Source organism: Bacillus sp. T33-2 (assembly GCF_002860205.1).
In the GTDB taxonomy this organism is placed as follows: domain Bacteria; phylum Bacillota; class Bacilli; order Bacillales; family Cytobacillaceae; genus T33-2.
This window is the reverse complement of sequence record NZ_PGVB01000005.1, coordinates 132,536-146,291: the sequence shown is the minus strand read 5'-3', so window position 1 is coordinate 146,291 and position 13,756 is coordinate 132,536. Positions and strand designations below refer to the sequence as shown.

The following is a 13,756-nucleotide window of genomic DNA, read 5'->3' as shown; positions in this document are numbered from 1 at the left end:
AGCCTACCGGCTGTTCTTTTTTTCCATCCTTAGCACTCCGCCTATTCCTGCACTATATCCGTAACATCTATTTCGGAGCATTCCATGTGGACGCTTTTGGGGATTTTGACTTCCAATATCCCTTCTTTGTAGTGAGCTGATCCGCCTTTTTTCTTGACTGCGGCCGGGAAAATAAAAACCTGCTTATCTTCCATCGCTGGGATATGTTCAATGGTCATCTGGTTGGGGGTATAATGGATTTTCATTTGCCGCAGCCAATCTTTCTCCTTAACGGGAACCCTTATATAGACATAATCATGCGTTTCGAATATGGAAGCTTCTAGCCTTACAGTATGTTCGGGCTCGGCTTCATTTTCAAGCGGGCTGTAATCCTTAAACCAATCCTGCGGGTTTCCCATTTTCAGAATGTGCGAAGGAAAAACTTTCCCCATGACGTCCTGTATATATTTTTCTATCTCATCAGGCTTCATATTTTGGAATGTTGATTTCATATTCTGATCGAAAGGGAAAAAGTTCCAGGGGAACATGGGAAAACTCCTTTCTATTCTCTCTGGTCATCAAGGTATAACCGTTTATTAACGAGGCTTCCGCTCGGAGGTTTTTACTGACGCCAAAGAAAACACCTTACCAAAATGAAAAATTTCTTTACATTGTATGCAAATAAAAAGCCAGCCGTTAAGGGAAATTTATAGGGAAGGCCATAACGGTAAAGGAATGACGACCTAAAAATTTGCATATCTACCATGTTCTTTTTACTATATAAGAAGAACGTGAAAATAGCGGGGTAATCAAAATTGGCAAACAAGACAGCGTTAATAACAGGCGGCGCAACGGGAATAGGGAAACGGACTGCATTTCAGCTTGCACAGCAGGGCATTAATGTGATCATTAATTACCGGAACAGCGGCGATGATGCCAATGTGTTGACGAAGCAGTTAACGGAGCAATTTGGAACAGAAAATTACGCTGTCCAAGGTGATATTACCCGTTATGAAGACTGCCGAAAAATTGTCTCAGCAGCGTTGAGTTTTTTCTCATCAGTCGATATTCTCGTACATAATGCAGGGCCTTACATAAAGGAACGGAAGAAAATGGCCGATTATACGGTTGAGGAATGGGATTATCTTATCAATGGAAATTTAAATGCAGTCTTTTACCTTTCAAGTCTGCTGATTCCTCGTATGAGGGAGCAGAAATGGGGACGAATCATCACGATTGGTTTTGACAGGGTAGAGACGGCTCCTGGATGGATATACCGGTCTGCTTTTGCATCAGCAAAAACCGGGTTGGCTTCTTTGACCAAAACCATAGCTCTGGAAGAAGGCGGCAATGGAATAACAGCAAATATGGTGTGTCCTGGCGATATTACTGGTGGCTGGAAGGAAAAGACCATTCAGGACGCGATGGGGGAGACCGATCCCTCAACTCCGGCAGGTAGACCGGGAACAGGCGAGGATATCGCGAGGGTGATATGTTTTCTCGCTGAAGAGAAATCGAGTTTTATAACTGGAAGCATCATACCGGTAACGGGCGGGAAAGATGTTCTGGGCAAGATCTATAAATCCGGGGAATAGCTTTTATTATTTTCCGTAAACTTGAGGGGTTGTTCGAATCAAACCTGATCTGAGTGCAAAAATGACGGGTTCACCCTTTTGAAAATCGGCAAGGACAATAGCACGCAAGAACGCGTGCTATTGTTTTGAATTTATGTGCTTGCATGTCCCGGCCTGAATTTTTTCTTTTGGATATATACTAGCCTGGTTGACAGGCAAATGGCGCCTGCAGCGAGGCCTGCTATCAAACCAATCCAGTAGCCAAATGCATTCAGTCCGGTAAAATTGGCAAGATAATAGCCAAGCGGCAGCCCAATGACCCAGTATGAAACTAGCGACATTATAAACGTAATATTAACGTCTTTATAGCCTCTTAGAGCCCCCTGGATCGGGGCCTGTACAGCATCAGAGAGCTGAAAAAAGAATGCATAAAGAAGGAACTGTGCTGTTAGCTCAATGACCTGTGTTTCGTTACTATATATGGAGGCAATCTCCGTTCTTAACATAAACAGAATGACTCCGCATATTCCTGACATGAATACGGCGAATGAGACGCCCAACCAACTGTATTCGCGTGCATCCCTATAGCGCCTGGCACCCACTTCAAAGCCGACAACAATCGTCAGCGCCATTGAAATACTTAAAGGAACCATATAAAGGAATGATGAAAAATTCATGGCTGCCTGATGGGAAGCAATTGTTACAGTATTGTAGCCGCTCATGAACAGGGTCACGGCTGCGAAAATGCTGGTTTCAAAGAATATGGAGAATCCGATTGGGACTCCAATCTTCATGATTTCTTTCCACTTCGCTATCGATATTCGATAAAGCCTCTTAAACACCCCATAATTGGAAAATGGACGCTGGCTTTGTATGATAAAAGCAGCAATCAATGCTATAAGCCAGTATGTTATCGCCGATGCATAGCCTGACCCGGCACCGCCAAGCTCAGGCATCCCAAATTTCCCGTAAATAAGTAAATAATTAAACAGCACATTAATGGGCAAAGACAGCAGTGTAATTATCATGGACACTCTTGTCTTCCCAAGAGCGTCCATAAAGGATCGCAGCACATTGTAGACAAATAGGGGAACAATCCCTGTGCTGAGTCCAACTAAAAAATCATAGGCGACAGCCCTGACATTCGGATCCAAATCCATTTGGCCAAGGATCGGCTGTATAACCACCGTCCCGGCCAGTAATACTGCAATCGAGATAAATACTGCAAGGTAAACCCCCTGAACAACTGCAAATGCTACTTCGTCGTGCTTTTTCGCCCCAACAAGCTGGGCAATAATTGGAGTGATGGATAAAAGGATGCCGCTCAATCCTGTAAACACTGGTACCCATAATGAGGAGCCGATAGCGACACCAGCAAGATCTGAAGAGCTATAATGGCCCGACATCATGGTGTCAAAAAAATTCATTGCGTACATTGACAGCTGGGTGATTAATATAGGTATTAGGATATGGAATAACTGTTTAAGTTTTTCACGTCTGGAAAAAGTCTGTCTCATAGGAAGCCCTCGTTTTCTAATCTTTTTCGCGCACCGAAATGAATTATAGCATACAAAGGATAATCATTTAATTCCTCTCGGCACTAGAAGGCACTACTACCGCCTGTAACAGGTTTGGTTTAATGCAAGTCATTTTTCCCATACCGCCTGAATATTATAGGAACAGGCTAAACAGGATGGGGGAAAAGAAGGTGGCGTATTTTGGTTCAAAAGGATGGTATATAAAGGAGTTAAAAAAAGCAGGAATAGCCTTCCACCCGGTTGAAAAAAAGAAACTGGAACTTTATAAAACTTTTGTAGTGAGACAGCTTTATCTTAAACACGTGGTTAATAACACGAGAAAAGAAAATATATAAAACCATAAATATATTATGTAAACTTGTCAATCCGTTATAAATCCGGGTTTTTACATCATATCATAATTTATACTATGGCAATTGAATAAATGAACGTGCACAAGTTAAAAATACATAAAAAACTAAATGAAGATGAATTATTTAAATATTACTAAAACTTCTTGAACGATCCCTGTTTTTTGAATGCGTTTTCTTATTGCTTTATAATGATTGAAGGGGTGATAATAATGGGATCAGGATTTAATCTAAACCGGATCAATCCGAATCAGACTCAGGTGTACTTCGAGGATGGCCGATTTGAAACCCTGACAGATGCAGAGCTTGAACATTTTTTAAATGAAGCTGTCCGAAACGAAACACCACCTGATTCGAATTCTGGAACGTTCATCAGTTAAAGGAGCTGCATGGATAATGTGCAGCTCTTTTGTGTTCAATCAAGAAAGCTGTTGTTCAATAAAAAACACCCTGCATAAGCAGGGTGTTTGGATTGTCATTACGCTTCAAGCAATTGGGACGTTTCTTCATGAAGAGGTGCAGTTCTGCGCAGATGCAGAGTATAATGGTCCTTTGGAATTTCATACAAGTCATAGATTTCCCCCGAGGCATTCAGCTCACCATAAATCGCAGGTCTCGTTTCATTGGCCTTTACGATATAAGGCAATTTTTCTGCTGCCTTAATGGAACGGACATTCACTTTTCTGATCCGCATGAATATTGTTTCAATGCCTTTTTCATAGAAAAGCTCCTGGAAAAAAGCATCCTTCGCAAGACTGTTGTATCCTTTGCCATGGAATGGTTTCCCGATCCACGTTCCTAAAAAACCTGCTCCATCCTGAATATCGAATAAATTGATCGTCCCAATTGGAGCTCCCCAGTCATCAAGAATCGTACGCGAAATCATTTCGCCGCGTTCTTCCGCTTCAATTGTCTGCTTTGTCATAAAAACGAACTCATCATATGAATAAGCTTTTTGGCGCACGAAAGGGAAGACATCCGGGTGCGCCATCAGCTCATACAAAGCATGTGAGTCGTGAAGATCACGTTTCTTGAGCATTCGTATCCCTCCAATAATAGGCAGTCCAATCCCATGCCAAAACATGTTTGGCCCACCCTCGAAATTTTTTGTAAAGTTGCTAAAAAATTTCGGGGTGGGAATCGAACCCACTAGGACCAGGAATACTGGTGGCGCACCATTTGCCTTCCCTAATTAAATTCCAATATGAAATTTTCTTTCAAGCAATAGTATCATACTAAAAAAAAAAGAAAATGAAAATAGGTTTTAGCCAATTTTTTTAGCGGTTTTCCGCCAAATCTCAACATTAAATCATCATAATTTTATGAATCGCGAAATACAATCAACCCATCGATCATCGTCCATTTTGGCTTTCCTAAAAAATGGAATGGATGGTGGCTCCATAAAACCAGATCGGCATCTTTACCTTCTTCAATGCTCCCGGCCCGGCTGTCGATTCTTAAATTTTTCGCTGGCAAAATTGTAATTCCTTCAAGAGCTTTTTGGGCTGGCAGACCTTCCCTTACAGCAATGGCAGCACAAATGTTAAGGTATTGGACCGGTGTATAGGGGTGATCCGTTGTGATCGACACTTCGACCCCGTGGCGGGTCAGCTCCTGGTATGTTTTCCAGTTCTTGTTTTTTAATTCAACTTTCGAACGGCGTGTAAGGGTTGGACCAACAGACACCTTCAGGTCCAATCCTTGCAGCTCTCCGGCAACTAAATGCCCTTCTGTACAATGTTCTATCCTTATGTCAAGGTTAAATTCTTCAGCAAACCGCAGGGCAGAAATAATGTCATCAGCTCTGTGGGCATGAATCCTGACAGGTATCTCCCTTTTTAGAGCTTTTATGATAGGGGCGACCCTTAATGATTCCGGGTTGTCTGAATGTTTTGCTTTATAAAATGCTTCACGGAGCATTCCCATTATTCCCATCCTGGTAATTGAATCTTTGTTTCCGAGACTGTGGATTCTCTTCGGGTTTTCTCCAAGGGCTATTTTTATACCCGCTGTTTCCTGGACGATCATCTTTTTGATGTTTTTCCCGGCAGTCTTTATAACAGAAGTTGTTCCCCCTATGACATTCGCACTCCCGGGCATTACGTGGACAGTTGTAATACCGTATTTTATTGCGTCAGTAAACGCAGGATCCAGCGGATATACGCCATCAATTGCGCGTACGTGCGGGCTCATCGGCTCAATCGTTTCATTGGCGTCATTGCCGGCCCATCCTGTTCCTTCGTCATACAATCCCAGGTGGGTATGGACATCAATAAATCCTGGGAACAGGAAACCGTCAGTACAATCGATCATAATAACACCTGATTCAACGGCGATATTTTTTCCGATTTTTCTTATCTTCCCACAGTCGATGAGGACGTCACAATTGCTGGCAGGTGGGGATGTAACAGGATACACATTCGCATTTTTTAATAAAATTATGGTCATTTTCGTACCTATCCTTGTATTGTATGATTGTAGTAGAGAAAAAACAGATAAGACTCAGATTGTCTCACTGTTGTGCACGCATTTTTCATATGAGTGAAAGGGGAATTGAAACCTTTTATAACCTTAATCGTAAACATAAATAGAAATAAAATTATGGGGGAAGAAAACATGGTTAAAAATGAAGAAAGACTGCTTGCCGCAGCGATTTATGGGATCAGCTTTTTTACGGCATTCATCGGGCCGCTGGTCATCTGGCTGGTGAAGAAGGATGAGTCGAGTTATATCGATTATCATGGCAGGGAGTATTTTAACTTCCTAATCTCTTATACGGTTTATGCCATTATAAGCTCGATTTTAGTCCTGGTCCTGGTTGGTATTTTCATGTTAAGCATCCTTGGCATAGCCGCAATTGTGTTTACTGTTATTGGTGCAATAAAAGCTTATGAGGGAAAAGAATACCGCATCCCATTTATTTTCCGTTTACTATAAAATGACAATTCCGCTCATCTCCCGGCTGGGGGATTTTTTTTGTTTTTTATAAACGAAATAAATGAGTAGTGCGTCTTATCATCGAAATAGACGAACAGTTTAGGGGGAGAGTAAAATGGACTTGTTTGAAAGCATCAATTGGGCCTTGATTGCACCGGTCCTCGTCATACAATTCATTCTTCTTGTACTTTCATTAGTTGACCTGGTGAGGAACGGGAATACGAACGGTCCGAAATGGCTGTGGTTCCTGATTATCATTTTCATCAACATTATCGGGCCGATTCTTTATTTCGTGGTAAGAAGGAGAAGTGAGTGATGCCACTTGTCACAGTCCAAGGACTTGAAAAAAGCTTTCAGCAAACGAAAATCATAAAAGGGATTACATTTCAACTTGAAAAAGGCAGAGGCATTGCGCTCATCGGTCCGAACGGGGCGGGAAAGACAACCACTTTAAGAATGTTGTCCGGCTTGTTCGCGCCGACATCCGGAAAGATTGTTTTTGATGGGTCACGGGAAGGTGAGGATATACGCAAATTCATTGGTTATCTGCCCCCGCACCCTGTTTTTCATGATTGGATGACAGGACGCGAATTCCTGGAGCATGTCGGCAAGCTCGCCGGCCTTTCGGGAGGCCAGTCAAAATCAAGGACGGCGGCATTGCTGGAGCTTGTCGGGATTGGCGAAGCCCAAAACAGGAGGATCGGCAAGTATTCCGGCGGAATGAAGCAGCGGCTCGGTATTGCCCAGGCGATCATCCACCGCCCTAAACTGGTGACGCTTGATGAGCCTGTATCTGCTCTCGATCCCCTTGGGCGGCGAGAGGTCCTTGATTTGATAGACCTGCTGAAAAAAGAGGCAACCGTCCTTTTTTCGACCCATTTTTTAAATGATGCGGAAGAAGTGTGTGATGACATACTGTTCCTTCATAATGGGATGATCGTGGAGAAAGGAACGATGGACCAGCTTCGTGAAAAATATAAGCATTCAAAAATTGATCTTGTTTTCCATAAAAATGCGAGCTTCTATATCGATGATTTGCCCTGCCAGGACGCGATTGAAAACGTAGTGGCAGAAGGGAACAGTGCAAGCATCTTTGCGAAAGATGTTGAATTGGTGAAACATGTCATCCTGCAGGAAGCGGCGAGGAAAAATTGGCCGCTCATCCGCTTTCAACTCAGCACTATGAATCTTGAGGACGTCTTTATGAAGGTGGTGCAAAAATGAGGCAATGGAATACGCTTTTTCAAAAAGAGGTTCTTGAAAAGGCAAGGAATTTCAAATGGATATGGGTGCCGGCCACGTTTATTCTCCTTGGCGTCATGGATCCGCTGTCAACTTACTACATGCCACAAATCATTGATTCTCTCGGAGGGCTTCCAGAAGGGACCGTCATCGACATTCCCAAGCCATCGGCCGCCGAAGTCATGCTGATGAGCATGGAACAATTTAATACGTTGGGGATTTTGATTGTCGTGCTGACTTCGGCAGGTATAATCGCCGGTGAAAGGAAAAGCGGCGTAGCCGAATTAATCCTGGTGAAACCTGTCTCATATGCTTCTTACATTACCGCCAAATGGGCTGCATCACTCGTTCTGCTGCTGTTATCACTGCTGCTCAGCTCTCTTTCGAGCTGGTATTATACAGGGGTCTTGTTTGAAAATATACCTGCCGAGAACTTTTTTAGTTCTCTGGCTGTGATCGCTGTCTGGTTTTGTTTCATCCTCAAAATAACCGTTTTTTTCAGCGGGCTGTTTAAACAGCCTGGCGCAGCAGGAGTTACGTCAATTGCCACTATCGTCATTCTAACCATTATAAGCGGTTCATTGCCGCACTTGATGGAATGGAGCCCTGGGCTGTTAAACAATTACGCCGGAAAACTGTTGGTTTCTGGCGAGCTTCCCGATCATACGCTGGCATCAGCTATGGCAGTTACTGGTGGAACCGTCTTGCTGCTGGGATTATGTGCTGCAGTTCTCCGCAAAAAAGAATTGGCAGGATGAACAGGTGTCCATGCAGGTTTAAACCATGAACCAGGCAGCCGGAGCAGAACACAGTGATTTTTTTCACACCTATGTTAAAATAATTTTGATAAAGCTGTCTGCCAGGAGAGGGTGACCTTAGTGTGACTGTTAATGCTGGTCTCGTACTTGAAGGGGGAGGGATGCGCGGGGTTTATACAGCAGGCATCCTGGAGTATTTTTTGGAGAAGGAGATTTTTTTTCCATACGTTATAGGTGTTTCTGCCGGAGCCTGCAATGCTGCGTCGTATCTTTCAAAACAAAAAGGGAGAAACCGCACGGTTAACATCGATTATGTTTCTGATCCCCGTTACATATCATGGAAAAACTATTTCCAGTCCCGCCAGTTTTTTGGCATGGATTTTATTTTTGATGAGATTCCCAATAAGCTGGTGCCCTATCATTATGATGCATTCAATGAAAACCCAACTGAACTTGTTGTTGGGACGACCGATTGCAAGACGGGCGATCCTGTTTACTTTGGAAAAAAAGAATACGGTAACGACCTGCTGACCGTTTTAAAGGCGTCTAGTTCTTTGCCGTTTATCGCGCCAGAAATCCATTACCGCGACAGGATTTTGCTTGATGGAGGCATCAGTGACCCGGTTCCGCTCAAAAAGGCGCAACTGGACGGGAACCGGAAAAATGTTGTCATCCTGACAAGGAATGAAGGCTATGTTAAAAAACCTTCCAAACTCCAGTTCCTCGTAAAAAGAAAATACCCACAATATATAGGGCTGCAAAAAGCATTGGCTGCCCGCTATAAACTCTATAATGAAACGATCAAGTATATTGTGGAACAAGAGGAAAAAGGGGATGTGCTAGTGATCAGGCCTTCCCAACCGCTTGAAGTCGGCCGGATGGAACGCAATCCTGAAAAACTGGAAAAATTGTACCTTCAAGGGTATGAGGACGCAAAGAAGTATGTAACGGCACTCGCAGCATTATAACACTCTATGATTCGAAATCTAATATTCACTTTGCTTACAAAGGTCCGGAATTCTGTGTGAAATCCGGCCTTATTTCATTTTCCCATTCATATTCTTTATATTCCCGCAACAACACAAACGCCATCTATAATTCATGCAAAACCTTTGATATTTAAGAATGAATTACTGCTTAAATTAATAGAATGGAAGTGATTAATAGAGAACACATTAAGGAGCAAATAATATGAGCATACAACAATACTATAGGCAAACAGCTGTTACATTCCTGAATGCATGCACAGCAGCTGTCATTATATTGGCAGTGATTTTGGCTGTAAGCCTCTTTTTGCCGGAGAAACCGCCGCTGTTCCTGCTGTTAATTCCATTCCTGGCCTTCAGTTTCATCCATTTTCACGGTTATCTGCTGTATTCAAACCGATTTAAGGAATCGATTATAGATGTGGGCACTGACAGTAAAGAGTTATTGGCCAATAATGACTTGCTGCTTGCTTTTGCACCGGCTCCTGCTTTAAGGCTGCTGCTTTTTGAACCGGGCGGGCTCCTTGTCGGTGAAGTAAAAGAAGCACAACCCATTGGCTTAAGATGGATTTTGCCTTATTTTATCGACAAACTGATTCCCAAAACATTCGGTTTGTACGATAAAGACGGGAATCTGGTGACAGAATTAAAAATTAACGGATCAACCGTCAACGTATTGGACATGAAAAAGAGAACCATATGCCGTTACCGGCAAATGAGAGCCTCTGCACAAGGAGACAACGGAATCGCATTGTTGGGTGAAGGTGTGGAATTAAGCAGGTGTGACCAATCGTCTTTGTATACTGATATCCACTTTACAAAACAGAATGGAAAAACGGCAGCCCGCCTGCAAAAGGGATGGATGCCTGTAGAATGGGGCAAAAAATTCAAGGATGCCAATATGCCCGTACTCACATTTGACCCAAATATCTCCATGCAGGAAAAGCTGGCGGTGATAGGAGCGATCGCTGTGCATTATATGTATTCGAACCATTGAACAGCGCATGGGCAACTTAATAGTTCTGTATCACAAAGCAAGACTATAAAAACCGTTTTTGCGGTTTAATATATTTCCTTATTTCCGCAGCAAGGGCCCTCCGTATGGACAGCTGTTCAGAAAATGCTGAGATATCCTCGGCTACAGGGAAAATGCCAAATTCATTCAAGCGGACCCGGACGATTCCCGAGAAGACTTCTTTCCGCTCAAAAAGTAATATTGATGTCACAATCGCTGTTTTTTCATTGGCACCAGACAGATTATTCTCGACATCCTCAATAAAAAATTTAAACCGGTATTGTTCACTCAACAAAATGGTTTCTCCTAACCTCTTTATGATCGTGCTTGAATATTGAACAAAATGAAAAGTTATGGCATCTTTTATTATAACGAACTTTTTTTGGAGGCTGCCATAATGTTGATTGATTTGATCAAATGCCATGGGTCTGGCAATGATTTTTTGCTGATAGATGAAGTGGACCGCGATTACAATTTTACCGAGTCCGACCGCGCGAACATTGCAAAATCTCTTTGTGACAGGACCGGCTCTCTAGGGGCTGATGGTATTCTATACATTTTAAAAAGTGGGAAAGCAGACGGAAGAATGCGTGTGTTCAATGCGGACGGCTCCGAAGCTTCCATGTGCGGCAACGGGCTGCGTTGTGCAGGCAGATATGTGTGTGAGAAGCTCGGGATCGAGGAAGCTGTCATTGAGACAATGAAGGCTGATCTTCAAGTCCGCAAACAAAATGATATTTACCCGGGAATCCCGACATACAAAGTTGAAATTTCGCCTGTATCATTCAGGCTTGAGGATGTTCCTTTAAACCTCGATCAGGAAAAACTTATTAACGAGAAAATTCCAGCACTGTCAGATGACCTGTTATTTACGGCGGTGGCTGTGCCGAACCCTCATCTTGTGGCGATCGTTGATAGCGATGTGCTTGCGTCTGATCTGCAAAAGGAATTGAGTGAGGGTATAAACAGGCCTAATCCGTTTTTTCCCGATGGAGTCAATGTAAGTTTCATTAAGATTTTGGACAAAGGGAAAATCTATGTCCGGACGTTTGAACGGGGTGTCGGTTTCACGAATGCATGCGGAACCGCGATGTCTGCCTCAAGCCTGGTGACATGCCTGACAGGGGAAAACAAAGGCGAAGAAGCTACTGAAGTATACAACCCTGGTGGAATGGTCAAATGCGTTGTGCATAATCATGATGGTCGTTATACAATCGACTTGATCGGCAATGCCACGTATTTATACGCTGCCCGTGTCAAAACGGACATTTCTCCAGGCAGTGGGCTGTTTGAAGTACTTGAAAAGGACCAATACGAGGAACAAGAAAAGTATGAACAATTACAGAAGCAGGCACAGAAAGTAGTGGAAGATGCCCTAAAACGATAAAATGAAAAAATTCCTGAAGCAATTCAGGAATTTTTTTGTCTACAGAAGGGAAGACGTCTTTCCCTTTAAGAAATCAAGGACAGGATCGAAATTCTGTTCTTCCTTTACGGTAAAAAAATGTTGAAACGGGCATCCCTTCTTATTAATACGCTCAATAATATTTGTGATTTGAAATGCCTCCATCGTCAGCTGTTCATTCACTTCATCCCAGAACAGGGGTGCAGCAACGGTGGCATTCTTATTTCCCCTTGGAGAGTAGGGAGAAATGATCGTCTTCCCTTCCGCATGCTGTACATAATCGACATAAAGCCGGTTGCCGCGGTTTTTCTTCATCCGCTCGATTGTAAAAGAATCTGGATCGTTGGAGACCAAATACTGTGCCACAAATGAAGTGAACATTCTAGTTTCGTCAAAGGAGTAACGATTTTCAGGCAAGGGTATGTACACTTGCAGCCCCTTATTGCCCGATGTCTTTATGAAAGAAATCAATTTCAGCTGATCGAGCACATCTTTAATAAGCAGTGCTGCTTTTATGGCCAGATTGAAAGCATTTTTGGACGGTGGGTCAAGGTCAAGGACGATTTCGCTTGGGCCTTTGCTTTGGATTGATTGAAACGGAATATGGAATTCAACTGCAACCTGGTTGCCAAGCCACATAAAGGTCTTCAAATTGTTGCAGACAATATACTCAATTCCTTCCGAAACCTCGGTTTGAACAAATTCCGGGGCATATTCCGGGCAGTTTTTTTGATAAAAGGCTTCCCCGAACATCCCATGCGGATAACGGATCACTGTCAATAAGCGGTCCTTTAAAAAAGGCAGCATATAAGGTGAAATTTCCCGGAGGTAGTGTATATAGTCTATTTTCTTAATAGCAGGAGATTCCCATAAAGGCTTGTCCGGGTTGGTGATTTCAATGTCTGCAGGTACGTTTTTTTGCTGCTGTACAAAGCGCTCAAACGTACATTCTTCTGCCTTGAGGTCAAACCGGAACTGGTGAAAATGTGGCTCCCTTAGCTGGTCCTCGTACAATTCAAGGTATTTTACATCAAGGCAGATGCCAGGTGACACATGGATGAAGCGGTCATCCTCGCCAGTATTGTTTCCTTTGATCGTTTCATACAATGCCTGCTTTTCATCTGGTTTGAAGCCAAACAGCACCGAGCCAATTACATGGGGTTCATTATTTTTGAAAACAGATACATAAAAATACCCGTTTGGCTTTTCATATGCGGTGACAAAGCAGGATACATATTTCCAGTTTTTCAACTTAACCCATGTTTCCGCCCGTTTTCCCTCCTCCCAGATGCTGCTCAGCCTTTTCGCGACGATTCCTTCCCCGTCATGGAGAACCACCTTCTCCCAAACTGGGTCAAGAGAGTCATGGGAGGGTATCATCTGGACAAGGCTTTGTTGGGCTTTACCGGGCCGGAGGGGCAATTCAACTGCCTGGAAAACAGTTTCCAGGGTACGCTTTCGTGTTTCATAATCGAAAGCAGTCTGGGGCTTGCCCTTGAGTTGCAGAATGTCAAAAATGAGGAGAGTGCACGGGGCATTCCGGGCTTTTTCGGCAATCCTATCCTTCGAACGCATTCTGCCCCTCACCTGCAACGTCCCAAAATTAGCCTTATACGGGTTCTCCAGGACCACAAGCTCTCCGTCAAGGCTGAGCGGCAACAAGGGATGGAATTTTGCTTCGTTTGCAAGCAAAAATTGTTCTATTTCAGGAAACAGGCCGAGCAATGGCTTGCCATTCCTGCTCGTAAGGCGGATGTAGGATCCCCACTCCAGAATCGCCCGGAACCCATCATATTTCACCTCATACCTCCAGCCACTTCCCCTTGGCGGGTCGAATGTGAGGGTAGGCAGCATCGGCTTCATTCTGTCCCTCCTTTACAAATGTCTGGCATCAAACTTACCGGTGAAGACGATTCCGCTTTCTGATAGTTTTCCTTACCAAGGAAGAATCTACTCGGCTGGCAAAAGTTTT

At 43.5% G+C, this 13,756-nt stretch carries 16 protein-coding genes; 10 read left to right on the top strand and 6 right to left on the bottom strand.

Annotated features, from left to right (window positions below):
* Positions 1-41: 41 nt before the first annotated feature.
* On the bottom strand, positions 42-527 hold the full coding sequence (locus CVD19_RS04260; RefSeq protein ID WP_101580631.1) for an Hsp20/alpha crystallin family protein: 486 nt from the start codon (positions 525-527) through the stop codon (positions 42-44).
* Between the two features lie 267 nt (positions 528-794).
* Between CVD19_RS04260 and CVD19_RS04255 the strand changes: the two genes are divergently transcribed.
* Entirely contained in the window at positions 795-1,574 is a 780-nt protein-coding gene (locus tag CVD19_RS04255) for an SDR family oxidoreductase (RefSeq protein WP_101580630.1), read from the top strand.
* A gap of 131 nt (positions 1,575-1,705) precedes the next feature.
* Here the strand turns inward: CVD19_RS04255 and CVD19_RS04250 are convergent, their stop codons facing one another.
* Positions 1,706-3,070, bottom strand: coding sequence for an MATE family efflux transporter (locus tag CVD19_RS04250; RefSeq protein WP_101580629.1), 1,365 nt, complete (start codon positions 3,068-3,070; stop codon positions 1,706-1,708).
* A 176-nt stretch (positions 3,071-3,246) separates the two neighbouring features.
* Between CVD19_RS04250 and CVD19_RS04245 the strand changes: the two genes are divergently transcribed.
* Positions 3,247-3,426 (top strand): DUF2639 domain-containing protein, encoded by a 180-nt coding sequence (locus tag CVD19_RS04245; RefSeq protein WP_180953513.1) that lies wholly within the window; start codon positions 3,247-3,249, stop codon positions 3,424-3,426.
* A gap of 227 nt (positions 3,427-3,653) precedes the next feature.
* Positions 3,654-3,821 carry a hypothetical protein gene (locus CVD19_RS24545; RefSeq protein ID WP_180953507.1) on the top strand — a complete coding sequence of 56 codons (168 nt, stop codon included), beginning with the start codon at positions 3,654-3,656 and terminating at the stop codon, positions 3,819-3,821.
* 98 nt (positions 3,822-3,919) lie between these two features.
* Here the strand turns inward: CVD19_RS24545 and CVD19_RS04240 are convergent, their stop codons facing one another.
* Together CVD19_RS04240 and CVD19_RS04235 are read right to left on the bottom strand one after the other, a co-directional pair.
* On the bottom strand, positions 3,920-4,480 hold the full coding sequence (locus tag CVD19_RS04240; protein ID WP_101580628.1) for a GNAT family N-acetyltransferase: 561 nt from the start codon (positions 4,478-4,480) through the stop codon (positions 3,920-3,922).
* A gap of 281 nt (positions 4,481-4,761) precedes the next feature.
* Positions 4,762-5,889 (bottom strand): amidohydrolase, encoded by a 1,128-nt coding sequence (locus tag CVD19_RS04235; protein WP_101580627.1) that lies wholly within the window; start codon positions 5,887-5,889, stop codon positions 4,762-4,764.
* 168 nt (positions 5,890-6,057) lie between these two features.
* Between CVD19_RS04235 and CVD19_RS04230 the strand changes: the two genes are divergently transcribed.
* The 6 genes from CVD19_RS04230 (at position 6,058) to CVD19_RS04205 (ending at position 10,361) form a co-directional block, all read left to right on the top strand.
* A complete protein-coding gene (locus CVD19_RS04230; RefSeq protein WP_101580626.1) occupies positions 6,058-6,378 on the top strand; it encodes a DUF4870 domain-containing protein in 321 nt (106 codons plus the stop codon).
* 115 nt (positions 6,379-6,493) lie between these two features.
* The gene (locus tag CVD19_RS04225; RefSeq protein ID WP_101580625.1) at positions 6,494-6,694 is read left to right on the top strand and encodes a PLDc N-terminal domain-containing protein; all 201 of its coding nucleotides are present in this window, start codon (positions 6,494-6,496) and stop codon (positions 6,692-6,694) included.
* Complete coding sequence (locus tag CVD19_RS04220) at positions 6,694-7,602, top strand: ABC transporter ATP-binding protein (protein WP_101580624.1); 909 nt, start codon at positions 6,694-6,696, stop codon at positions 7,600-7,602. Before CVD19_RS04225 ends, CVD19_RS04220 begins: the two co-directional genes overlap by 1 nt.
* Positions 7,599-8,378, top strand: a complete 780-nt coding sequence (locus CVD19_RS04215) for an ABC transporter permease (RefSeq protein ID WP_101580623.1) — start codon at positions 7,599-7,601, stop codon at positions 8,376-8,378. Before CVD19_RS04220 ends, CVD19_RS04215 begins: the two co-directional genes overlap by 4 nt.
* A 122-nt stretch (positions 8,379-8,500) precedes the next feature.
* Positions 8,501-9,346 carry a patatin-like phospholipase family protein gene (locus CVD19_RS04210; protein WP_101580622.1) on the top strand — a complete coding sequence of 282 codons (846 nt, stop codon included), beginning with the start codon at positions 8,501-8,503 and terminating at the stop codon, positions 9,344-9,346.
* Between the two features lie 223 nt (positions 9,347-9,569).
* A complete protein-coding gene (locus CVD19_RS04205) occupies positions 9,570-10,361 on the top strand; it encodes a hypothetical protein (protein WP_101580621.1) in 792 nt (263 codons plus the stop codon).
* 43 nt (positions 10,362-10,404) lie between these two features.
* On the opposite strand, the gene CVD19_RS04200 is transcribed toward CVD19_RS04205, so the two are convergent.
* The gene (locus tag CVD19_RS04200) at positions 10,405-10,674 is read right to left on the bottom strand and encodes a hypothetical protein (protein WP_101580620.1); all 270 of its coding nucleotides are present in this window, start codon (positions 10,672-10,674) and stop codon (positions 10,405-10,407) included.
* A gap of 102 nt (positions 10,675-10,776) precedes the next feature.
* Between CVD19_RS04200 and dapF the strand changes: the two genes are divergently transcribed.
* A complete protein-coding gene (gene dapF / locus CVD19_RS04195) occupies positions 10,777-11,766 on the top strand; it encodes a diaminopimelate epimerase (RefSeq protein WP_101580619.1) in 990 nt (329 codons plus the stop codon).
* A 39-nt stretch (positions 11,767-11,805) separates the two neighbouring features.
* Here dapF and CVD19_RS04190 read toward each other — a convergent pair whose 3' ends face one another.
* Positions 11,806-13,647 carry a DNA ligase D gene (locus CVD19_RS04190; protein ID WP_101580618.1) on the bottom strand — a complete coding sequence of 614 codons (1,842 nt, stop codon included), beginning with the start codon at positions 13,645-13,647 and terminating at the stop codon, positions 11,806-11,808.
* Positions 13,648-13,756: the final 109 nt, after the last annotated feature.

Bases quoted from the DNA above. Each gene is read 5' to 3' on its own strand.
- CVD19_RS04260 (WP_101580631.1), bottom strand. From the start codon at position 527: ATGTTCCCCTGGAACTTTTTCCCTTTCGATCAGAATATGAAATCAACA.
- CVD19_RS04250 (WP_101580629.1), bottom strand. From the start codon at position 3,070: ATGAGACAGACTTTTTCCAGACGTGAAAAACTTAAACAGTTATTCCAT.
- CVD19_RS04245 (WP_180953513.1), top strand. From the start codon at position 3,247: ATGGGGGAAAAGAAGGTGGCGTATTTTGGTTCAAAAGGATGGTATATA.
- CVD19_RS24545 (WP_180953507.1), top strand. From the start codon at position 3,654: ATGGGATCAGGATTTAATCTAAACCGGATCAATCCGAATCAGACTCAG.
- CVD19_RS04240 (WP_101580628.1), bottom strand. From the start codon at position 4,480: ATGCTCAAGAAACGTGATCTTCACGACTCACATGCTTTGTATGAGCTG.
- CVD19_RS04235 (WP_101580627.1), bottom strand. From the start codon at position 5,889: ATGACCATAATTTTATTAAAAAATGCGAATGTGTATCCTGTTACATCC.
- CVD19_RS04230 (WP_101580626.1), top strand. From the start codon at position 6,058: ATGGTTAAAAATGAAGAAAGACTGCTTGCCGCAGCGATTTATGGGATC.
- CVD19_RS04225 (WP_101580625.1), top strand. From the start codon at position 6,494: ATGGACTTGTTTGAAAGCATCAATTGGGCCTTGATTGCACCGGTCCTC.
- CVD19_RS04220 (WP_101580624.1), top strand. From the start codon at position 6,694: ATGCCACTTGTCACAGTCCAAGGACTTGAAAAAAGCTTTCAGCAAACG.
- CVD19_RS04215 (WP_101580623.1), top strand. From the start codon at position 7,599: ATGAGGCAATGGAATACGCTTTTTCAAAAAGAGGTTCTTGAAAAGGCA.
- CVD19_RS04205 (WP_101580621.1), top strand. From the start codon at position 9,570: ATGAGCATACAACAATACTATAGGCAAACAGCTGTTACATTCCTGAAT.
- dapF (WP_101580619.1), top strand. From the start codon at position 10,777: ATGTTGATTGATTTGATCAAATGCCATGGGTCTGGCAATGATTTTTTG.
- CVD19_RS04190 (WP_101580618.1), bottom strand. From the start codon at position 13,647: ATGAAGCCGATGCTGCCTACCCTCACATTCGACCCGCCAAGGGGAAGT.